Source organism: Micromonospora sp. C28ISP2-4 (assembly GCF_030519385.1).
Classification (GTDB): domain Bacteria; phylum Actinomycetota; class Actinomycetes; order Mycobacteriales; family Micromonosporaceae; genus Micromonospora; species Micromonospora tulbaghiae.
Genome location: NZ_JAUMKG010000003.1, coordinates 512,031 through 533,320 on the forward strand (window position 1 = coordinate 512,031; position 21,290 = coordinate 533,320).

Annotated in this window: 20 protein-coding genes; 17 read left to right on the plus strand and 3 right to left on the minus strand. The window is 74.2% G+C overall.

The features are described 5' to 3' along the window. The first annotated feature begins 74 nt into the window (after positions 1-74). The 10 genes from Q3W68_RS15675 to Q3W68_RS15720 all read left to right on the plus strand — a co-directional run bounded on the left by Q3W68_RS15675 (position 75) and on the right by Q3W68_RS15720 (position 13,389). The gene (locus Q3W68_RS15675) at positions 75-1,565 is read left to right on the plus strand and encodes a replication-associated recombination protein A (RefSeq protein ID WP_302906116.1); all 1,491 of its coding nucleotides are present in this window, start codon (positions 75-77) and stop codon (positions 1,563-1,565) included. 2,927 nt (positions 1,566-4,492) lie between these two features. Then, positions 4,493-5,110, plus strand: coding sequence for a hypothetical protein (locus Q3W68_RS28345; RefSeq protein ID WP_368045741.1), 618 nt, complete (start codon positions 4,493-4,495; stop codon positions 5,108-5,110). Positions 5,111-5,256: 146 nt separating this feature from the next. After that, positions 5,257-5,718 (plus strand): DUF948 domain-containing protein, encoded by a 462-nt coding sequence (locus tag Q3W68_RS15685; protein ID WP_302906118.1) that lies wholly within the window; start codon positions 5,257-5,259, stop codon positions 5,716-5,718. A 31-nt stretch (positions 5,719-5,749) separates the two neighbouring features. Then, positions 5,750-6,055: a DUF6167 family protein gene (locus tag Q3W68_RS15690; RefSeq protein ID WP_026267797.1), complete on the plus strand. Its 306-nt coding sequence runs from the start codon at positions 5,750-5,752 to the stop codon at positions 6,053-6,055. After that, positions 6,052-8,733, plus strand: coding sequence for an alanine--tRNA ligase (gene alaS, locus Q3W68_RS15695; RefSeq protein ID WP_302906119.1), 2,682 nt, complete (start codon positions 6,052-6,054; stop codon positions 8,731-8,733). The genes Q3W68_RS15690 and alaS overlap by 4 nt, the downstream gene beginning before the upstream one ends. Positions 8,734-8,974: 241 nt before the next feature. After that, positions 8,975-9,436 (plus strand): Holliday junction resolvase RuvX, encoded by a 462-nt coding sequence (ruvX, locus tag Q3W68_RS15700; RefSeq protein WP_252448521.1) that lies wholly within the window; start codon positions 8,975-8,977, stop codon positions 9,434-9,436. Next, entirely contained in the window at positions 9,433-10,638 is a 1,206-nt protein-coding gene (gene mltG / locus Q3W68_RS15705; protein ID WP_302906120.1) for an endolytic transglycosylase MltG, read from the plus strand. The genes ruvX and mltG overlap by 4 nt, the downstream gene beginning before the upstream one ends. 34 nt (positions 10,639-10,672) lie before the next feature. After that, positions 10,673-11,485, plus strand: coding sequence for a shikimate dehydrogenase (locus tag Q3W68_RS15710; RefSeq protein ID WP_302906201.1), 813 nt, complete (start codon positions 10,673-10,675; stop codon positions 11,483-11,485). Between the two features lie 160 nt (positions 11,486-11,645). Beyond that, the gene (aroC, locus tag Q3W68_RS15715; protein ID WP_302906121.1) at positions 11,646-12,824 is read left to right on the plus strand and encodes a chorismate synthase; all 1,179 of its coding nucleotides are present in this window, start codon (positions 11,646-11,648) and stop codon (positions 12,822-12,824) included. Positions 12,825-12,879: 55 nt separating this feature from the next. After that, positions 12,880-13,389: a shikimate kinase gene (locus Q3W68_RS15720; protein ID WP_091424298.1), complete on the plus strand. Its 510-nt coding sequence runs from the start codon at positions 12,880-12,882 to the stop codon at positions 13,387-13,389. Between the two features lie 233 nt (positions 13,390-13,622). On the opposite strand, the gene Q3W68_RS15725 is transcribed toward Q3W68_RS15720, so the two are convergent. Next, positions 13,623-14,444, minus strand: coding sequence for a cytochrome c oxidase assembly protein (locus Q3W68_RS15725; protein WP_302906122.1), 822 nt, complete (start codon positions 14,442-14,444; stop codon positions 13,623-13,625). Beyond that, the gene (locus Q3W68_RS15730) at positions 14,441-14,983 is read right to left on the minus strand and encodes a DUF2243 domain-containing protein (RefSeq protein WP_302906123.1); all 543 of its coding nucleotides are present in this window, start codon (positions 14,981-14,983) and stop codon (positions 14,441-14,443) included. The genes Q3W68_RS15725 and Q3W68_RS15730 overlap by 4 nt, the downstream gene beginning before the upstream one ends. 92 nt (positions 14,984-15,075) lie before the next feature. Between Q3W68_RS15730 and aroB the strand changes: the two genes are divergently transcribed. From aroB to nusB, 4 genes are all read left to right on the plus strand, one after another. After that, entirely contained in the window at positions 15,076-16,152 is a 1,077-nt protein-coding gene (gene aroB / locus Q3W68_RS15735) for a 3-dehydroquinate synthase (RefSeq protein ID WP_302906124.1), read from the plus strand. Next, entirely contained in the window at positions 16,149-16,589 is a 441-nt protein-coding gene (gene aroQ, locus Q3W68_RS15740; protein ID WP_302906125.1) for a type II 3-dehydroquinate dehydratase, read from the plus strand. The genes aroB and aroQ overlap by 4 nt, the downstream gene beginning before the upstream one ends. 85 nt (positions 16,590-16,674) lie before the next feature. Beyond that, positions 16,675-17,232 carry an elongation factor P gene (gene efp / locus Q3W68_RS15745; protein WP_013285503.1) on the plus strand — a complete coding sequence of 186 codons (558 nt, stop codon included), beginning with the start codon at positions 16,675-16,677 and terminating at the stop codon, positions 17,230-17,232. A gap of 23 nt (positions 17,233-17,255) precedes the next feature. Further along, entirely contained in the window at positions 17,256-17,666 is a 411-nt protein-coding gene (gene nusB, locus Q3W68_RS15750; RefSeq protein WP_302906202.1) for a transcription antitermination factor NusB, read from the plus strand. Positions 17,667-17,733: 67 nt separating this feature from the next. Here the strand turns inward: nusB and Q3W68_RS15755 are convergent, their stop codons facing one another. Next, a complete protein-coding gene (locus Q3W68_RS15755) occupies positions 17,734-18,222 on the minus strand; it encodes a transcriptional regulator (RefSeq protein ID WP_013285505.1) in 489 nt (162 codons plus the stop codon). A gap of 286 nt (positions 18,223-18,508) precedes the next feature. On the opposite strand from Q3W68_RS15755, the gene pyrR reads away from it, so the two are divergent. The 3 genes from pyrR to Q3W68_RS15770 are packed head-to-tail and all read left to right on the plus strand — an operon-like array spanning position 18,509 to position 21,290. After that, positions 18,509-19,093 (plus strand): bifunctional pyr operon transcriptional regulator/uracil phosphoribosyltransferase PyrR, encoded by a 585-nt coding sequence (gene pyrR, locus Q3W68_RS15760; RefSeq protein ID WP_302906126.1) that lies wholly within the window; start codon positions 18,509-18,511, stop codon positions 19,091-19,093. Next, positions 19,090-20,016 (plus strand): aspartate carbamoyltransferase catalytic subunit, encoded by a 927-nt coding sequence (locus Q3W68_RS15765; RefSeq protein WP_302906127.1) that lies wholly within the window; start codon positions 19,090-19,092, stop codon positions 20,014-20,016. The genes pyrR and Q3W68_RS15765 overlap by 4 nt, the downstream gene beginning before the upstream one ends. Next, a complete protein-coding gene (locus Q3W68_RS15770; RefSeq protein ID WP_302906128.1) occupies positions 20,013-21,290 on the plus strand; it encodes a dihydroorotase in 1,278 nt (425 codons plus the stop codon). The genes Q3W68_RS15765 and Q3W68_RS15770 overlap by 4 nt, the downstream gene beginning before the upstream one ends.

Consider the following 21,290-nt stretch of genomic DNA (forward strand, 5'->3'; position numbering starts at 1 on the left):
CCGGAAAAGACCACCCGGGCCGGGGCGGCGGCGCGATTCCGGCGTCGTCGGCCCGGCCCGGTACTGTTCTCGTGATGGAATCGGACGCCCTCTTCACCCTCGGCGAGCCGGCCGGCGCACCCGCGGGCTCGGGCGGCGCCGACGGCTTCACCGACGCCCGGGCGGACTCGCCCCTGCCGGTGCGGATGCGGCCGGCGGGCATCGACGAGCTGGTCGGGCAGGAGCACCTGCTCGCGCCGGGAGCGCCGCTGCGTCAGCTGGTCGAGGGCGCGGCGCCGATGTCGGTGATCCTCTGGGGTCCACCGGGCAGCGGCAAGACCACCATCGCCCACCTCGTGGCCCGGGCCACCGACCGGCGGTTCGTGGCGATGTCCGCGCTCACCGCGGGCGTGAAGGACGTGCGCGCCGTGATCGACACCGCGCGGCGGCAACGCCGGTCCGGCGGCCCGCCCACGGTGCTGTTCATCGACGAGGTGCACCGGTTCAGCAAGACCCAGCAGGACTCGCTTCTCGCCGCCGTCGAGGACCGTACGGTCACGCTGCTGGCGGCCACCACGGAGAACCCGTACTTCTCGGTCATCTCGCCTCTGCTGTCGCGCTGCGTGCTGCTCACCCTCCAGGCCCTTGACGACGACGACGTACGCGGGCTGCTGCGCCGCGCGGTGGCCGACGAGCGCGGGCTCGGCGGGGCGCTGGTCCTGGCCGAGGAGGCGGAGGACCACCTGGTCCGGCTCGCCGGGGGCGACGTGCGCAAGGCGCTGACCGCGCTGGAGGCGGCGGCGGCCACCGCTACCGCGCTGGGCACCGGCCGGATCGACCTGGCCGTGGCGGAGCAGGCGGTCGACGTGGCGGCGGTGCGCTACGACCGGGACGGCGACGCCCACTACGACGTGACCAGCGCGTTCATCAAGAGCATGCGCGGCTCGGACGTGGACGCGGCACTGCACTGGCTGGCCCGGATGCTGGTGGCCGGGGAGGACGCCCGGTTCATCGCCCGCCGGCTGGTGATCTTCGCGAGTGAGGACGTCGGCATGGCCGATCCCACCGCGCTGACAGTGGCCACCGCCGCCGCCCACGCGGTCGAGTACGTGGGCCTGCCGGAGGCACAGCTCAACCTGGCCCAGGCGGTCATCCACCTGGCCACCGCGCCGAAGTCGAACTCGGCCACCACAGCGATCGGCGCCGCCGTCGCCGACGTACGCGCGGGTCGTGGCGGCGCGGTGCCGCGCGGGCTGCGCGACGCCCACTACTCCGGCGCGCGGGGCCTCGGCCACGGGGCCGGCTACCGCTACCCGCACGACGACCACCGGGGGGTGGTCACCCAGCAGTACGCTCCGGACGACCTCGTCGGAACCGACTACTACCAGCCCAGCGGGCACGGCGCGGAGCGGGCGGTGGCCACCCGGCTGCCGCTGCTGCGCCGGATCGTGCGCGGGCTGCCGGCTCCGGCGACCCGGGCGGAGGCCGGCGCCCCGGCCGCCGCGAACGGGGCCCGGGTGGGGGGCGGCGAGCAGGCCAGCGGGGCGAGTGAGGGCGGCAGCGACGCCGCCGAGGGGGGTCAGTAGTGATGGCGCGTGGTCCGGAGCGGCCGGCGGACGGCCCCGACGAGCGGCGCGACCCGCGGGCCAAGGGCCGCCGGTGGGGACGCGGCCGGGCCGAGCCCGAGCTGGACCCGACTGTCGTCGGCGAGGAACTCGGCTGGATCGACGACCTGCGTACCGCCAAGCAGCAGGGCGGTGAACTCGGACCCGACGGGGGCGGCCCCGCGCCGCGTCCCGGCCCCGACCCGTCCTGGCCGGACGGCGAGCCGGCCCGGCCACCCCGCCCGGCCGCCGCGCCCGGTCCGGGCCCCGCCGTGCCGCCCGGTCCCGGCCCCGGCGTGCCGCCCGCCGGGCGACCGGCTCCGCGGCCCCCGGCGCCGGGCGCCCAGCCGCCGTCGACCGGTCAGCCGGTTCCGCCGCCTCCGCCCGCCGGCCGGCCCGGCACTCCGCAGGCAGGCGCGCCCCAGGCTCCCGGCCGGGCCGTTCCGCCCCCGGCTGGCACGCCGCAGGCTCCCGGTCGGGCCGTTCCGCCCCCGGCTGGCGCGCCGCAGGCTCCCGGTCGGGCCGTTCCGCCGGCCGCCGCCGCGCCGCAGGCTCCCGGCCGGCCCCATCCGGGCGGGCCCGCTCCGGCCGGCCGCACCGACCCGGCGATGCCGCCCGTGACCGGCCGCCCCGGCCCGGCTGCGCCTCCGGCCGCCGGACGTCCCGGCGGACCGGTCACCGGACGCCCCGGTACCGACCTGCCCCCGGCTCCCGGTCGACCGGGCGTGGACACGTCTCCGCCAGCCGGACGGTCCCGCGTGGACGCCGCCCCGCCGTCCGGCCGGCCCGGCGTGGACATGCCTCCGGCTCCCGGGCGTCCGGCCGGGGACATGCCGCCGGGGGTCCGTCCGCCGGCCGTGGACGCGCCCTCCGGCGGTGGTCGTCCCGGCCCGGAGACGCCGCCCGGTGGTGGCCGGCCCGGTCCGCGTCCGCCGGTCATGCGCCGCCCCGGCACGCCCGGTCCGGCCGCGCCACCGGTGCGCCCGGGCGGTCCCGAGACCGGTGCCCCGCGCCGGGCCGGCGACGGTCCCTGGCCCGGCGGCCCCGAAACCGGCGCACAGCGCCGCCCCGTCGACGGTCCTTGGCCCGGCGTGCCCGAGGCGCCCCGTCCGGCCGACGCGCCGTACCGCCGCCGCGTGGACGGACCCACCGGCCAGCAGCCGCCCGTCGCCGGCACCCGCGTCCCGCCCGCTCCGCCGACCCCCGGCCGGGCATCCACCGATCCGGGCCGGCCGCCTGCCGACGGCGACACCCGCGTTCCGCCGACGCCCCGCGGCCGGCACGGATCCGGACCCGAGGTTCCGCAGCAGGCCGATCCGACGATCCCGCCGCCGTCCGGCGGCCGCCGGGCCCGCCCGGACGACACCGCCGGCATCCAGCCCGTCTCCGGTGGCGCCCGCCGGGCCCGCGCCGAGGACACCGGCGCCGTCCAGCCGGTCCCCGGTGGAGTACGCCGCGCGCGGCCCGATGACGTGGCACCCGGCACGCAGCCGGTCTCCGGTGCGGGCCGCCGGGCCCGTCCCGATGACGTGGCACCCGGCACCCAGCCGGTCTCCGGTGCGGGCCGCCGGGCCCGTGCCGACGACGGTCCACCCGGTACCCGTCCCGTCTCCGGTGCGGGCCGTCGCGCCGCGCCGGAAGGTGTCGTGCCCGGCGGGCCGGCCGGACGGGCCGTTCCGGACGCCGCCCCGGTCTCCGGCGGCGGGCGACGCGCCCGGCACGACGAGCCCACCGGCGGGCACCACGTGTCCGCGCCCGGTGGCGAATCCGCAGCCGTGCCCGCGCCGGGCGCCGGCCGCCGGGCCGCCCCGGACCGTCCCCCGGTCGTCCCGCGCAGCGGAAACGCGCCGGACCTGCCGGGCGCGCCCGTGTCCGGCGGTCCGGCGACCGGCCCGACCCCGCCCGCCGGCCGCCGCGGCACGCCCGCCGGCCGCGGTGCCGCACCCGACGGTCGCCGGGTCGCACCCGACGTACCCGGCGGTCGCCGGGCCGCGCCCGACCCAGCCGGCGGCCGCCCGGCCGCGCCGGACGAGTCGGCCGGTCCCGGCGCCGGCACCGAGGCGCCCGGTCGCCGGGCCGCCCGTGACGACACCGGTGAGCCGCGGTCGCAGCGGCCCGACCGTCCCGCCGACTGGCTGCGGCAGGCCGGTCGCACGCCGCACACCGACCCGGCCATGCCGGTCGCCCGCCGCCCGGCCGGCCCTCCGGCCGACCAGCCACCCGGCCGTCCCGGTGGTCCAGCCGGCCGGGCCGGCGTCGCGGTTCCGCCGGTGCGTCCCGAGCCGGGTACGCCGGCCGCGCGCCCCGGACAGCCCGGCCCCGATGTGCCGGCGCGCGCCGAACCGGCGGTCCGACCCGACCAGCCCGGCCCGGTCGTGCCCCCGGCCCGGCCTCAGCCGTCCGACCCGTCGCGCGGCCGGCCCGGCCCGGCCCGAGGCGCGGCCCGCCCGGGTGTCGCGCCCGCTCCCGCCCCGGCCGGCCCCGGTCCGCGCGGCGACCTCGATCGCACCGGCGGGATTCCCGCGGGTGGCGGCCGCCCCGGTGGTGCTCCGGCCGGTCCGACCGGTCCCGGTCCGCGGGGCGATGCGGAGCGTACGGGCGGGATCCCAGCGGGTGCCCCGGCCGCACCGGTGACCGCCCGCGCGGCAGCCGGTGTGGCCCGTCCGGTCGCGCCGGACGAGCGGACCACCGGCCGGGCGACGCCTCCCGGACCGGAGCCGGACCGGACCGGCCCGGGCAACGCGGCGGCACCGGCGACGGCGCGGGCGGCTGTGGTCGTACCCCCGGGGGAGCCCGCGGGGCCACGGCCCGCAGCGGGCGGCGCGCCACGGCCCGGCGGCCCCGGACGGGACGACAGCGGCGCGGAGGCCGGTGGCCTGCGCGGCGCCCGGTCCGAGTTGCGCCGGCAGATGCGCGAGCGCAGCCGGCTGCGACTGGGCATCCTCGCCCTGGTCAGCCTCGTGCTGCTCGGTGCGGTGCCGCTCTACTTCGGGATGCGGACGCTCAGCCGCGACCCGGTCTTCGACACCCTCGACGCGCTCGCCGTGCCCGCCTGGGCGCAGAGCAACACGGTCGACAACGTCAGCGGCAGCCGCTGGTGCCTTCAGGACTGCCGCCTGCGTGAACGTTCCGTCGAGTCGGAGCAGGGGTGGAAGGAGACCGTCGCGGTCTACGAGAAGGCGCTGGCCGGGGACGGATGGCGGCGCTGGAAGGTGGACCGCTGCCCGGACGAGAAGGTCCCTGGTAGCTACACCTGCTGGCGCCGGGACGAACTGACGCTCGACCTGTGGGTACGCGACCGCACCTGCACGCCTCCGCCGATCGACGGGGCGCCCGCGCCGACCGCACCGGCCACGCCCGCAGCGGCGGAGTGCACCGGCTCGTTGGTGTCGGTGAAGGTGCGCAACGCGATCGACGACGAGCGCACCGGACCGACACCGACCACCGATCCGTCACTCACCGGTGAGGATCCGTACCCGACCCTGACCGACGACCCGCTGGGCGAGGCGACCCCCTCACCGTCGTGAGCCGACTTTCATCACGGACGGTAGGGTCTGGGGCTGGCACGCCCGTCCGCGCCCGGTGACCGGGTCGGCGTGGCGCGAATGGGGTAGGTACGGTCGCGCGTTCCGGGGCGTCGGGTCCCGGGACACTGCTTGAGGAGGACTTTCGCGTGAGTGGTGGAGAGATCGCTGCGCTGATCGCGGCCGGCGCGTTCCTGATGCTGGTGCTCGTGCTGGCGGTGCCGATCCTGCGGCTGCGGCACACCGTGGACGCGACGACCCGCATGATCACCGACGTGAACGAGCGCACCGCGCCGCTGCTCGGTGACGTGAACACCACGGTGAAGAACGTCAACGTGGCGCTGGAGCAGGTGCAGACCTCGCTGGACGGGGTGAACCTCCAGCTCGCCAAGGTGGACACCATGACGACCCATGCGCAGAACGTCACTGCGAACGTGGCGAACCTGGCCACCGTGGTCTCGGCCGCCGCCGCGAACCCGCTGGTCAAGGTGACCGCGTTCGGCTACGGCCTGCGCCGCGCGGCCTCCGCCCGCCGGCACGCCGAGACCGAGCGCGAGGTGCGCGACACGATCAAGCAGCAGCGCCGGGCCGCCAAGCGCGGCAACCGCTGACCCCGGCCGGCGTACGCGGGAGGATGAGAGCATGAGGCGGTTGTTCTGGCTGGGCATCGGGGTGGCCGTGGGCGTCCTGGTGGTGCGCAAGGCCACCCGGACCGCGCAGGCGTACACCCCGGCCGGCATCGCCAGCGGGCTGTCCGAGTCCGCCGGCGGTCTGGTCGAGTCGCTACGGGCGTTCGTGGACGACGTCCGGGTCGGCATGGCCGAGCGTGAGCAGGAGATCCACGAGGCCTTCGCCCGCGGCGAGGTGTACGACGACCAGTTCGCCGAGCTGCGGGAGGACCCGCGCATCGGTGACCGAGAGATTTTCCCGGAGGACCACCAGCGATGAAGACGGCGGAGATCAAGCGGCGGTTCCTCGCCCACTTCGAGGCGAACGGGCACACCGTGGTGCCGTCCGCTCCGCTGCCCGCCATCAGCGACCCGAACCTGCTGTTCATCAACGCGGGCATGGTGCAGTTCGTGCCCTACTTCCTGGGCCAGCAGACCCCGCCGTACGCGCGGGCGACGAGCGTGCAGAAGTGCATCCGGACGCCGGACATCGACGAGGTCGGCAAGACCAGCCGGCACGGCACGTTCTTCCAGATGAACGGCAACTTCTCCTTCGGCGACTACTTCAAGTCCGGTGCGATCCCGCTCGCCTGGGACCTGGCCACCAAGCCGGTCGAGGCGGGCGGCTTCGGGCTGGACCCGGAGCGGATCTGGGCGACCGTCTACCTGGACGACGACGAGGCGTACGACATCTGGCGCGCCACCGGCGTGCCGGCCGAGCGGATCGTGCGCCGCGGCAAGGCCGACAACTTCTGGTCGATGGGCATTCCCGGCCCGTGCGGCCCGTGCTCCGAGCTGTACTACGACCGCGGCCCGGCCTACGGCCGGGAGGGTGGCCCGGAGGTCGACGAGGACCGCTACCTGGAGTTCTGGAACCTCGTCTTCATGCAGTTCGAGCGCGGTCCGGGTGTCGGCAAGGAGGACTTCCCGATCCTCGGCGACCTGCCGGCGAAGAACATCGACACCGGCATGGGCCTGGAGCGGATGGCCTCGCTGCTGCAGGGCGTGGACAACCTCTACGAGATCGACGAGGTCAAGCCGATCCTGGACCGGGCCGCCGAGCTGACCGGCAAGCGCTACGGCGCGCACTCCGGTCACGCGGCGAACGAGTCGCACCCGGACGACGTACGGCTTCGGGTGATCGCCGACCACGTGCGCACCTCGCTGATGCTCATCGGCGACGGCGTGACCCCGTCGAACGAGGGCCGGGGATACGTGCTGCGGCGGATCATGCGCCGGGCTATCCGGGCGGTGCGGCTGCTGGGCTACCAGGACCGGGCGCTGCCGGAGCTGCTGCCGGTGGCCCGCGACTGCATGGCGCCGTCGTACCCGGAGCTGGCCGAGGACTTCGGCCGGATCTCCCAGTACGCGTACGCCGAGGAGGACGCGTTCCTGGCCACGCTGCGCGCCGGCACCACGATCCTGGACACCGCCATCGCCGAGACCAAGTCGGCCGGTAGGGCGGCGCTCTCCGGTGACAAGGCGTTCCAGCTGCACGACACGTACGGCTTCCCGATCGACCTGACCCTGGAGATCGCCGCCGAGCAGGGCCTGCAGGTCGACGCGGAGGGCTTCCGCCGGCTGATGGCCGACCAGCGCAGCCGGGCCAAGGCCGACGCGCAGGCGCGCAAGACCGGGCACACCGACGTGTCGGCGTACCGGTCGGTGCTCGACGGCGGCGGGCCGGTGGAGTTCACCGGCTACACCGAGCTGAGCCGTGAGTCCCGGGTGCGCGCGCTGCTGTCCGGCGGCGCCGCGATCTCCGCGGCGGTCGAGGGGGACACGATCGAGCTGGTGCTCGACACCACCCCGTTCTACGCCGAGGGCGGCGGGCAGCAGCCCGACCAGGGGCTCATCACCGTCGGCGGCGGCCAGGTCGAGGTCTTCGACGTGCAGCAGCCGGTGCCCGGCCTGATCGTGCACCGGGCCAAGGTGGTGCGCGGCGAGGTGCGTTCCGGCGAGACCGGGTACGCCGAGATCGACGTGTCCCGCCGCCGGGCGATCTCCCGCTCGCACACCGCGACGCACCTGGTGCACCAGACGATGCGCAACTTCCTCGGCGAGTCGGCGACGCAGGCGGGTTCGCTGAACGCGCCGGGCCGGCTGCGGTTCGACTTCAACACCCCGACGGGTGTGGCGCCGAGCGTGCTGCACGACGTCGAGCAGCAGGTCAACGAGGTGCTGCTGGCCGACCTGGAGGTGCACGCGTTCGTCACCAGCCAGGAGGAGGCCCGCCGGATCGGGGCGATGGCCCTGTTCGGCGAGAAGTACGGCGAGCGGGTCCGGGTCGTCGAGGTCGGCGACTACGCCCGTGAGCTGTGCGGCGGTACGCACGTGGCCCGTTCCGCCCAGCTCGGCCTGGTGAAGATCCTCTCCGAGGCGTCTGTGGGTTCCGGGGTACGCCGGATCGAGGCGCTCGTCGGCATGGACGCGTTCGGCTTCCTGGCCCGCGAGCACCTGCTGGTGTCCCGGCTGGCCGAGCTGTTCCGGGTGCCGGGGGAGCAGGTCGCCGACCGGGTGGAGCAGACGGTCACCCAGCTGCGCGACGCGGAGAAGGAGCTGGAGAAGCTGCGCGCCCAGCTCGTGCTCGGCGGGGCCGGTGCCCTGGCGGCGCAGGCGAAGGACGTGCGGGGTGTCGCGTACGTCGGCACCGAGGCGCCGGAGGGCGCGGCGGCGAACGACGTGCGGACGCTCGCCCAGGAGATCCGGGGCCGGATCGACGCGGCCCGCCCGGCGGTGGTCGCGGTGGCCGCCCGCGCAAACGGCAAGGCGTCGCTCGTGGTGGCCGTCAACCAGGCCGCCCGGGGGCGGAACCTGAGCGCGAAGGACCTGGTCAAGGCCGCGTTCTCCGGCCGGGGCGGCGGCAGCGACGACCTGGCCCAGGGCGGCGGGCTGCCCGCGACGGAGGCGCCGAACCTGCTGGTCACCGTCGAGCGGGCGGTCGCCGACGCGGCATGAGCGAACGCACCGAGCGGAGCGAGGGCCGTGAGGGCATGCCCGGTCGGCACGGCATGAGCGAACGCACCGAGCGGAGCGAGGGCCGTGAGGGCATGCCCGGTCGGCACGGCATGAGCGAACGCACCGAGCGGAGCGAGGGCCGTGAGGGCATGCCCGGTCGGCACGGCATGAGCGCACCGATCGACGCCAGGGCGGACCACCCGGTCCGCCCTGGCCCGTACCGGCGGGGAGGTGTCCGGTCGTGACCGAGCTGTCCCGTGGCGTCCGGCTGGGTGTCGACGTCGGCCAGGTCCGGGTGGGGGTGGCCCGCTGTGATCCGCACGGCATCCTCGCCACGCCCCTGGTGACGCTGGCCCGCGATCTGACCGCCGAACCGGACGCGGTGCCCGCCGACATGGCGGAGCTGGTCCGGCTCGCCGCCGAGCACGAGGCAGTGGGGATCGTGGTCGGGCTGCCGGTCAACCTCGCCGGAAAACACGGCCCCGCGGCGGTGAACGTATCAGCATATGCCAGCCGATTGGCTGATGTAATGAGGCCGATTCCGGTGACGCTGACGGACGAGAGGATGTCTACCGTCGTCGCGAGTCGTAGGCTGGCCGAACGGGGCGTCCGGGGAAAGCGCCAACGAGCGGTGGTCGACCAGGCTGCCGCGGTGGAGATTCTGCAGAGCTGGCTGGACGCACAGCGGAGGCGGACGCAATGATCGACGATCTTGATCTGGGGTTCGACGAGCCGGACAGGGGGGAGAAGGGCCGGCACCGGCGCGGCGCGGTGCGCCGGCGCCAGGGCAAGTCCGGCGGCGGCCGGGGCAAGACCCTTCTCGCCCTCGCACTCGCGCTGATCCTGCTGGGCGGCATCGGCGGCGGCGCGTTCTACGGCTTCGACCGGGTCCAGAACTACTTCGTCACCCCCGACTACGACGGCTCCGGCACCGGTGAGGTGACCGTGGAGATCAAGCAGGGCGCGCTGATCGCCGACATGGCCGACGCGCTCGTCGCCGCCGACGTGGTGAAGAGCACCAAGGCGTTCATCGAGGCCGCCGAGGAGAACTCGCGCAGCAAGAACATCCAGCCCGGCACGTACAAGCTGCGCAAGCAGATGAGCGGTGACGCGGCGGTCGTGGCCCTGCTGGACCTCAAGAACAAGATCGTCAACGGGATCACCATTCCCGAGGGCCTCACCGCGAAGACGGTCTACAAGCGGCTGTCCGAGAAGACCGACATCCCGGTCAAGGACTTCGAGGCCGCGGCGAAGGACCCGGAGGCGCTCGGCGTCCCGGACTGGTGGTTCAAGCGCTCCGACGGCAAGAAGGTCAAGCCGTCGATCGAGGGATTCCTGTTCCCCGACACCTACGAGATCCCGCCGAAGGCCACCGCCGAGACGGTGCTCAAGCTGATGGTGGACAACTTCCTCACCGTCACCTCCGGCATGCAGTACGCGGAGAAGGTGCAGAAGGATCGCGGCGGCATCACCCCGTACGAGGCGTTGGTCGTCGCCTCGCTCGCGCAGGCCGAGGCCGGCAACAAGGACGACCTCGGCAAGATCGCGCGCGTCGCCTACAACCGGGTCTACGGCGGCAACTTCCCCTGCAACTGTCTGCAGTTCGACGTGTCGGTCAACTACTACTGGGAGCTGACCGGCAAGCCGACGAAGGCGTCGAAGGACATGAGCAGAGCGGAGCTGTACGACGAGAAGAACCCCTACAGCACCCATGCCCACCCGGGCCTGCCCCCGACTCCCATCAACAACCCGGGGAAGCAGGCTCTGGAGGGGGCGCTGAACCCGCCGAACGAAAAGTGGCTCTTCTTCGTCGCCATCGACAAGCAGGGACACTCGGCCTTCGCGACGACGAACGCCGAGCATGAGCGCAACATCGAGAAGGCCAAGGAGAACGGCGTTCTCTAGGCACGACGTCACCCGGGGGACAGAGGCAGTGCATATTTCGGCTCCCCGCCGCGCCGCGGTGGTCGGCAAGCCGATCGCCCACTCGCTCTCCCCGGTGATCCACACCGCCGGGTACGCGGCGGCCGGCCTGACCGGCTGGTCGTACACCCGGATCGAAGCCGGCGCCGACGAGCTGCCCGGCCTGGTCGCGGGCCTCGGCCCCGAGTGGGCCGGGCTGTCGGTGACCATGCCGGGCAAGGAGGCGGCGCTCGCGCTGGCCGACGAGGTCTCGCCGGTCGCCGCCGCGGTCGGCGCCGCCAACACGTTGGTACGCCGGCCCGACGGCACCTGGTACGCGGACAACACCGACGTCACCGGCATGGTCGAGGTGCTCACCGGCGCCGGCTGCGTGGCCGGGGCGGTGGTCACAGTGCTCGGCGCGGGCGGCACCGCCCGGGCCGCCATCGCGGCGGCGGCCCGGATCGGGGCGGCCGAGGTGACTGTGGTGGCCCGCCGCCCGGAGGCGGTCGACGAGCTGCGCCCGGTGGCGGCGGTGGCCGGCGTGCCGCTCGCCGGCGCCGAGTGGGACGGCGCGCCCGCGCACGCCCGCGCCGACCTGGTGATCTCCACGGTGCCGAAGGGCGTCGCCGACCCGCTCGCCGACAACTTCGACTGGCGGCCCGAGTCCGTCTTCTTCGACGTGGTCTACGACCCGTGGCCCACCCCGCTCGCGGCGGCGGCGCTGGCCGCCGGGTGCCGGGTGGTCTCCGGGCTGGACCTGCTGCTGGCCCAGGCGTTCGGCCAGTTCGAGCAGTTCACCGGCGTCGCCGCCCCACGCGCCGCGATGCGCGCCGCGCTGCCGGTGTAAGGAAGGGCCCCTTCTTAACGCCTCCGGTAGAGGAAGGGCCCCCTGTTAACACCTCACCCGCCGGGCGGCAGACCAGCGCGCCGGAGGTGGCCCTGTCCGGTGGGCGGGACGCGGCGGGCGGCGTACGCCGGTGACCACCGGGCGTGACACACTGACCGTCGTGTTGCGCTGGCTGACTGCAGGTGAATCGCACGGACCCGCCCTCGTCGCGATGCTGGAGGGCGTACCCGCCGGCATCGAGGTGACCACCGGGGAGATCTCCGGCGAGCTGGCCCGGCGCCGGCTCGGCTACGGCCGAGGTGCCCGGATGTCGTTCGAGCAGGACGAGGTCGAGATCATCGGCGGGCTCCGGCACGGCGTGACGCTGGGCAGCCCGGTGGCGATCCGGGTCGGCAACTCCGAGTGGCCCAAGTGGCGCACCGTGATGGCCGCCGACCCGGTCGACCCGGAGGAGCTGGCGAGCCAGGCCCGCAACGCGCCGCTGACCCGTCCCCGCCCGGGTCACGCCGACCTGGCCGGCATGCAGAAGTACGGGCACACCGACGCCCGGCCGATCCTGGAGCGCGCCAGCGCCCGGGAGACCGCCGCCCGGGTCGCTGTGGGCACCGTCGCCAAGGCGCTGGTGCGCCAGGCGCTCGGCGTCGAGATCGTCTCGCACGTGGTCGAGCTGGGCCCGGTGGCGGTCAAGCCGGGCCTGCGGCCCACGCCGGAGGACGCCGCGCGCATCGACGCCGACCCGCTGCGCTGCCTCGACGCCGAGGCCAGCGCCCGGATGGTCGCCGAGGTCGACGCCGCGAAGAAGGCCGCCGACACGCTCGGCGGCGTGGTCGAGGTGCTCGCGTACGGGGTGCCGCCGGGCCTGGGCAGCCACGTGCAGTGGGACCGCAAGCTCGACGCGCGGCTCGCCACCGCGCTCATGTCGATCCAGGCGATCAAGGGCGTGGAGATCGGCGACGGCTGGCAGCAGGCCCGCTCCCGCGGCTCGGAGGCGCACGACGAGATCGTGCCCACCGCCACCGGCGTGCGGCGCATCACCGACCGGGCCGGTGGCCTGGAGGGCGGCATCACCACCGGTGAGCCGCTGCGGGTGAAGGCGGCGATGAAGCCGATCTCGTCGCTGAACCGGGCCCTCGCGACCATCGACGTGACCACCGGTGAGCCGGCCACCGCGATCAACCAGCGCTCGGACGTGTGCGCGGTCCCGGCGGCGGCCGTGGTGGCCGAGGCGATGGTCGCGCTGGTGCTGGCCGAGGCGGCGGTGGAGAAGTTCGGCGGCGACTCGGTAGCCGAGATGCGCCGCAACCTGAACGGTTACCTCGACAGCCTGGTCGTCCGGTGAGCGCGAGGAACGCAGCGCAGCGGAGTCCCGCAGTCGCGAACGAAAGGCGGCAACGATGAGCACCCGGCCGGTCTGCGTGCTGGTCGGGGCGCCGGGCTCCGGCAAGACCACAGTCGGCACGGCGCTCGCCGAGGCGCTCGGCGTCGGCTTCCGGGACACCGACGCCGACATCGAGAACCTCGCCGGCAAGCCGATCCCGGAGATCTTCGTGGACGAGGGGGAGGAGCACTTCCGTACCCTCGAACGGGCTGCCGTGGCGGCGGCGCTCGCGTCGCACGCGGGCGTGCTCGCGCTCGGCGGCGGCGCGGTCCTGGCCGAGGAGAACCGGGCCGCGTTGATCGGCCACACGGTGGTGCACCTGTCGGTGGAGCTGCCCGACGCGCTCAAGCGGGTCGGTCTGGGCGCCGGCCGGCCGCTGCTCGCGCTGAACCCGCGCGCCACGCTCAAGCACCTGATGGATCAGCGCCGACCGCTCTACGCCGAGGTGGCGACCGCGACCGTGGTCACCGACGGGCGTACGCCGCAGGAGCTGGCCGCGGAGATCGCCGCGCTGCTCAAGCCCTGACCCGCCCGCTCGCTGCGCCCGGCTCCCGGCTCCCTCGGTGGAACGCGGTGGGTGTCTCCCAAGGGTTGTGACACTCATGGCGTTCCAGTCGGTGTGCATGACGTCGGTGGGTGGAACGGTGTGGGTGTCTCCAGGGCGTTGTGGCACCCGTGGTGTTCCAGTCGGCGTGCATGACGTCGGTGGGTGGAACGCCATGGGCGAGTGAGAAGGCGTGCCGGCGCAAGGGTGGACGGTCAGGCGTTGGCCGCAGCGGTCCCGGCCGTCCGGCGTCCGGCCCGGCGGCGAGGGCTCCGCGCCCGGCGGCGAGGGCTCCGCTCCGGTCGCCAGGTGGCGAGCAGCGCCAGCGCCAGCGCGATCTCGGCCAGGTCACCCAGGTAGTACATGAGCGTGGCGCCGGCCCGCAGCTCGGCGGCGGTGGCGGGCACGTCCACGAACAGCCCGGCGTAGAGCAGCTGGGCGATGGTGGCGTGCGCGGCCACCCCGAACCCGATCACCACCAGCCGCACCGGTACGCGCGGGCGGTGCGGGCCCGGGTCCGGCCCGGCGATCGACCAGGCGAACAGACATCCGCTGAGCAGGAAGTGCACGTTCACCAGCGTGTGCAGGACCGGGCTGTCCAGGGTGGCCCGGTACAGCGGGGTGAGGTAGAGCAGCCAGAGCCCGCCCGCGGTGAGCAGCAGGCCGGTCACCGGGTGGCCGAGGACCCGCGCGACCGGATGCCGCAGCAGGTGGACCAGGCTCCGGCCGGTACGCCGGTCCAGCGTGCGCAGCAGCAACGTGACCGGGGCGCCGAGCACCAGCGCCAGCGGCGCCAGCATGCCGATCAGCAGGTGCTGCCACATGTGCCCGACGAAGTCACCGGCCGGCCACAGCAGCCCGGCCGTCAGCAGCAGCGCGCCCAGCCCGAAGCTCGCCGTGCGGGCGTGCGGCCAGCCCGGCCCGCCGGGGTCGCGCAGCCGCAGCGCGGCGGCCAGGTACGCCCAGAACAGCGCCACCGGGATCAGCGCGGTGGCCGGGAAGCCGCCGCCGGCGTGCCCGGCGTGCGCCAGGATCACCGGCGCTCCGGCGCGCAGAGGTCCACGGCGAGGGCGCGGCGCTGGATCGCCCAGCCGACAGCGATCAGCACCACGCCGAGGGCCAGGAAGCCGAGGTCCCACCAGAGCTGGTTCGGGCCGCTGCGGACGTGGTGGATGCCGAGCAGGTGGTGGTCGATGATGCCCTCCACCAGGTTGAACAGGCCCCAGCCGATCAGCGCCCAGCCCCACAGCATCGGCGAGCGCCACAGCCGGCCCCGGGAGCCGGTGACCCGGGAGTAGAGCAGGGCCAGCCCGGTCAGCACCGCCACCCAGGTGACCACGTGGAACAGGCCGTCCCAGAGCGTGTTCATCTGCAACCCGGGCACGGTGTCCACCGGGTACTCCCGGACGCCGATCCGGTCGCTGCCGGTGCTGCTGAGCAGGTGGTGCCACTGGAGCACCTGGTGCAGCACGATGCCGTCGACGAAGCCGCCGAGCCCGACGCCGAGGATCGTGGCGGGCAGCCGGATGCTCGTCGTGGATTCCGGTCGGGTCGCGTGTGCCGTCGTCTCGCTCATTCCGGCCGCCGTACCCCCGTAGCGGCCGGGCAAACACCCAGCCAGTGGACAACCGCCCCGGAGGGGCGGCGCGCTGCACTAGGCTGCCCGCGATGGACGAGGTGACCCGGATCCCGGTCGGCGGCGAGCGGCCGTACGACGTGCTCGTGGGACGTGACCTGCTGGACCCGCCGCCCCGGCTGCTGCCCGGCGCCGAGCGGGTGGCCTTCCTGCACGCGCCGCCGCTCAAGGCGCTCGCCGACCGGCTCGCCGACAGTGTCCGCGAGGGCGGCGTGACACCGCTGCTGATCGAGGTGCCCGACGCCGAGGCGGGCAAGCACGTCGACGTGGCGGCGGCCTGCTGGGACCGGCTGGGCGACGCCGGGTTCACCCGTACCGACGCGGTGGTCGGGGTGGGCGGCGGCGCGGTCACCGACCTGGCCGGTTTCGTCGCGGCCACCTGGCTGCGCGGCGTGCGCTGGGTGCCGGTCGCCACGTCGCTGCTCGGCATGGTCGACGCCGCCGTGGGCGGCAAGACCGGCATCAACACGGCCGCCGGCAAGAACCTGGTCGGCGCGTTCCACCCGCCGGCCGGCGTGCTGGCCGACCTGGCGACGCTGGACAGCCTGCCCCCGGCCGACCTGGCCGCCGGGATGGCCGAGGTGGTCAAGTGCGGGTTCATCGCCGACCCGGTCATCCTCGACCTGGTCGAGCGGGACCCGGCCGCCGCGCTGGACCCGGCCGGGCCGGTGCTGCGGGAACTGGTCGAACGCGCGGTCCGCGTGAAGGCCGACGTGGTCGCCGGGGATCTGCGCGAGTCCGGGGTACGCGAGGTGCTCAACTACGGGCACACCCTGGCGCACGCGATCGAGAAGGTGGAGGGCTACCGCTGGCGGCACGGTCACGCGGTGGCGGTCGGCCTGGTGTACGCCGCCACGCTGGCCCGGCTCGCCGGCCGGCTCGACGCGGCCGACGCGGAGCGGCACCGCCGGGTGCTGACCGCGCTCGGCCTGCCCACCGGCTACCGGGCCGACGCCTGGCCGGAGCTGCTGGCCGCGATGCGGGTGGACAAGAAGGCCCGGGGCAGCCGGCTGCGGTTCGTGGTGCTCGACGGGCTCGCCCGCCCGGCGATCCTGGAGGCGCCGCCGGACGACCTGCTCGCCGCCGCGTACGCGGAGATCAGCTCGTGAGGGTGTACGTGCTGAACGGGCCGAACCTGGGCCGGCTCGGCACCCGTCAGGTCGACGTGTACGGGGTGACCAGCTACGCCCAGCTCGTGACCGACTGCGAGCGGCACGGCCGGGAGCTGGGCCTGGACGTGGTGGTCCGGCAGACCGACGCCGAGCACGAGATGCTCGCGTGGCTGCACGAGGCGGCCGACGAGGCGGCGGCAGTGGTGCTCAACCCGGCCGCCTGGTCGCACTACTCGATCGCGGTGCGGGACGCCTGCGCGATGCTGCGCGGCCCGCTGGTCGAGGTGCACATCTCCAACATCCACGCCCGGGAGGAGTTCCGGCACCACTCGGTGGTCTCCGCGGTTGCCACCGGGGTGATCTGCGGTCTGGGCGTGGACGGCTACCGGCTGGCGCTGCACCACCTGGCCGCCCGGCTCGCCGCCGGAGCGTGAGCCGCAGGTTCCTTCGTGCGAGTCCGATTCGACAGAGCGAGTAGACTTGGACGGTCTGTCCGCCAATTGATGATCAAGGCAGGAAATGGCCACCACCAACGACCTGAAGAACGGCCTGGTACTCAACCTGGACGGCGAGCTGTGGGCCGTCGTCGAGTTCCAGCACGTCAAGCCCGGTAAGGGTGGTGCCTTCGTGCGCACCACGCTGAAGAACGTGCTGTCCGGCAAGGTGGTCGACAAGACCTTCAACGCGGGCACCAAGGTCGAGACCGCGACCGTCGACAAGCGCACCATGCAATACCTCTACGCCGACGGCGAGGACTACGTCTTCATGGATCTGGAGACGTTCGACCAGATCACCGTCCCCGGCGGCACGGTCGGCGAGGCCGCCAACTACCTCCTCCCCGAGGCCGAGGCGACGGTCGCCACCCACGAGAGCGTGCCGCTGTACATCGAGCTGCCGACCTCGGTCGTGCTCGAGGTCACCTACACCGAGCCGGGCCTGCAGGGCGACCGGTCGACCGGCGGCAACAAGCCGGCCACCGTCGAGACCGGCGCGACCGTGCAGGTGCCGCTGTTCATCACCACCGGTGAGAAGATCAAGGTCGACACCCGCGACGGCCGTTACCTCGGCCGAGCCTGATGGCCGAGGGCCCCAAGCAGCAGATGCCGGCGCGCCGTAAGGCGCGCAAGCGGGCGCTGGACGTGCTCTTCGAGGCGGACCTGCGGGACCGCCCGCCGGTCGAGGTGCTCGCCGGTTACCTGGAACGGATCGAGCAGCCGCGCCCCGACCACCTCGGCTACGCGGTCGGGCTGGTCGAGGGCGTGGCGGCGCATCTCGACCGGATCGACGAGATCATCGCCAGCTACGCCGAGGGGTGGACGCTGGAGCGCATGCCGGTGGTCGACCGCAACCTGGCCCGGATCGCCGTGTACGAGCTGCTCTACGTCGACGAGATCGACGACGCGGTGGCGATCAGCGAGGCCGTGGAGCTGGCCCGGCAGATGTCGACCGACGACTCGCCCCGCTTCCTCAACGGCATCCTCGGCCGGATCGCGGAGTACGCCACGCGCTGACGTGCAGCACACAACGACGAAGGGCCCGTGCCGGCTGTGGCACGGGCCCTTCTCGTCGTACGGGGTGTCAGGACGCGAAGAACGCCCGCGGGTCGGCGACCAGCACGCCGTGCTCGGTCAGCCGCTCGATCAGGCCCGACGGCGAGGCGTCGTAGACGATCGCGAGGGCGCGCAGGTCGTCGGCGCGGATCGAGAGCACCCGGCCGTTGTAGTCGCCGCGCTGCTGCTGGATGGCGCGCGCGTAGCGGGCCACGTACGCGAGGTCCTCGGAGGCCTCGTCGTAGAGCCGCTCCAGGTCCAGGACGATCTTGCTGGTGGGCTCGTGACGCACCCCGCTGCCGTCGGGCAGCAGCTCCGAGACGGGAACGCGGTAGAAGTCGGCCAGCTCCGCCAGGCGGGACACGGTGACGGCGCGGTCGCCGCGCTCGTACGAGCCGACCACCACGGCCTTCCACCGCCCGTTCGACTTCTCCTCCACCCCCTGCAGGGACAGGCCCTGCTGCTGGCGGATGGAGCGCAGGCGGGCGCCCAGCGACTTGGCGTATTCAGAGGGCATTCGGACACTCCCAGTGCTGTTCGGGTTCCCCGAGCTATCGCTACGGAGCGTGACGGTACGGGGATTGCGACATGTGGTCAAGTGTTGCCGTCCACGGGCTCCGGCACCCACGTGTGGCTTGTCCCCATTTCTCCGGGCTGACCAGCAGGTCAGGACCGGCGGCGAGCGGCCCGGTGACCGCTGGTAACGTGGCGTGAAGCCCCGGCCCGGGCCCCGCGCGGGCCAGCCGGAGCCGACCAGACGTCCTTTAACGACCCGTCCCGTGAGGCGGGGAAGGAGGTCCGCCGTGGCCTACCCACCGGCTGCCCACTCGTCGCCGCCGCGACAACCCTCGGTGAAGGTGATCCTCGCCGCAGCGGACGTGTCGCGGGTGGTCGACCGCATCGCCCACCAGATCCTGGAGAAGACCCAGGGTGCCGCCGACACGGTGCTGCTGGGCATCCCCACCCGGGGTGTGCCGCTGGCCCACCGCCTCGCGGCCCGGATCAGCACCTTCGAGGACGTCACGGTCCCGGTCGGGGTGCTCGACATCACGCTCTACCGCGACGACCTGCGCCGGCACGCCACCCGCGCGGTCGGCCCGACCGACCTGCCCACCGGTGGGATCGACGGCAAACGGGTGATCCTCGTCGACGACGTGCTGTTCTCCGGCCGCACCGTGCGGGCCGCGCTGGACGCGCTCAGCGACGTGGGCCGGCCGGCGTCCGTGCAGCTCGCGGTCCTTGTCGACCGCGGCCACCGCCAGCTGCCGATCCGCGCCGACTACGTCGGCAAGAACATCCCCACCGCGCTGGCCGAGAACGTCAAGGTCACCCTCGCCGAGACCGACGGCGCCGACGAGGTACGGCTGTACGGAGGATCCCTCTCATGATCCGGCACCTGCTCTCCGGCGCCGACCTGGACGCCGCCACCGCCACCCTGGTCCTGGACACCGCCGCGGAGATGGCGACGGTGGCCGGTCGCGAGGTCAAGAAGCTGCCCGCGCTGCGCGGGCGCACAGTGGTCAACCTCTTCTACGAGGACTCCACCCGCACCCGGATCTCGTTCGAGGCGGCCGCCAAGCGGCTCAGCGCCGACGTGATCAACTTCTCCGCCAAGGGCTCCAGCGTGGCCAAGGGGGAGAGCCTGAAGGACACCGCGCTCACGCTCCAGGCGATGGGCGCGGACGCGGTCGTCGTCCGGCACCCCGCCTCCGGCGCACCGCACCGGCTCGCCGAGTGGGTGGACGGTTCGGTCGTCAACGCCGGTGACGGCACCCACGAGCACCCCACCCAGGCGCTGCTCGACGCGTACACGATGCGGTCCCGGCTGGGCCGGCTCGACGGCCTGCACGTGGCGATCGTCGGCGACGTGCTGCACTCCCGGGTGGCCCGCTCCAACGTGCTGCTGCTGTCCACGCTCGGCGCGAAGGTCACGCTGGTCGGCCCGCCCACGCTCATCCCGGTCGACATCGCCGCCGCCCTGGCGCCCGGCACCGACGTCTGTTACGACCTCGACGCCGTTCTCCCAGATGTGGACGTGGTGATGATGCTGCGGGTGCAGCGCGAGCGGATGGGTGACTCCTACTTCCCGTCGGCCCGCGAGTACGCCCGCCGCTACGGGCTCGACGGGCCGCGGATGCGCCGGCTGCCCGAGCACGCGATCGTCATGCACCCCGGCCCGATGAACCGGGGCATGGAGATCACGCCCGAGGTGGCCGACTCGCCCCGCTCCACCATCGTCGAACAGGTCGCCAACGGGGTCTCCGTGCGGATGGCCGTGCTCTACCTGCTGCTCGGAGGGAACAACCGGTGACCGCGTACCTCATCACAGGCGTCAGCATCGTCGGCGGCGAGCCGACCGACCTGCTCATCCGCGACGGCGTGGTGGCCGGGACGGGCCGTGGGCTCGCCGCGGGCGACGCCACAGTCGTCGACGCGACCGGCCTGGTCGCGCTGCCCGGCCTGGTGGACCTGCACACCCACCTGCGCGAGCCCGGCCGGGAGGACGCCGAGACCGTCGAGTCCGGTTCCCGGGCGGCGGCACTCGGCGGCTACACGGCGGTGTGCGCGATGGCGAACACCTCCCCGGTCGCGGACACCGCGGGCGTGGTGGAGCAGGTCTGGCGCCTCGGCAAGGAGGCCGGCCTGGTCGACGTGCAGCCGATCGGCGCGGTCACTGTCGGGCTGGCCGGCGAGCGCCTGGCCGAGCTGGGCGCGATGGCCGACTCGGCCGCCGGGGTGCGGATCTTCTCCGACGACGGGCATTGCGTGTCGGACCCGCGGCTGATGCGCCGGGCGCTGGAGTACGTCAAGGCGTTCGACGGCGTGATCGCCCAGCACGCCGAGGAGCCCCGGCTGACCGAGGGCGCGCAGATGCACGAGGGCGAGGTGTCCACCCGCCTCGGCCTGACCGGCTGGCCGGCCGTCGCCGAGGAGGCCATCATCGCCCGGGACGTGCTGCTGGCCGAGCACGTCGGCAGCCGCCTGCACGTCTGCCACGTCTCCACCGCCGGCAGCGTCGAGGTGCTGCGCCAGGCGAAGGCGCGCGGGGTACGGGTCACCGCCGAGGTGACGCCGCACCACCTGCTGCTGACCGACGAGAAAGCGGAGAGCTACGACCCGGTCTTCAAGGTCAACCCGCCGCTGCGTACCGCCGCCGACATCGCCGCGCTGCGGGAGGCGCTGGCCGAGGGCGTGATCGACGTCATCGCCACCGACCACGCGCCGCACGCCGTGGAGGACAAGGAGTGCGAGTGGGCGTACGCCCGGCCGGGCATGCTCGGCCTGGAGACGGCGCTGTCGATCGCGCTCGACGTGTTCGGCCCTCGCTGGGACCTGATCGCCGAGCGGATGTCCCGCACCCCGGCCCGGATCGCCGGGCTCGCCGGGCACGGCCTCGACCCGGCACCCGGCGTACCGGCCAACCTGACCCTGGTCGACCCCGCCGCCCGCCGCGTCATCGAACCGGCGGAGCTGGCCAGTCGCAGTCGCAACACCCCGTACGCCCGCATGACGCTGCCGGGTCGCATCGTGGCGACCTTCCTGCGCGGCGAGCCGACGGTCCTGGACGGAAAGGCTGTCAAATAA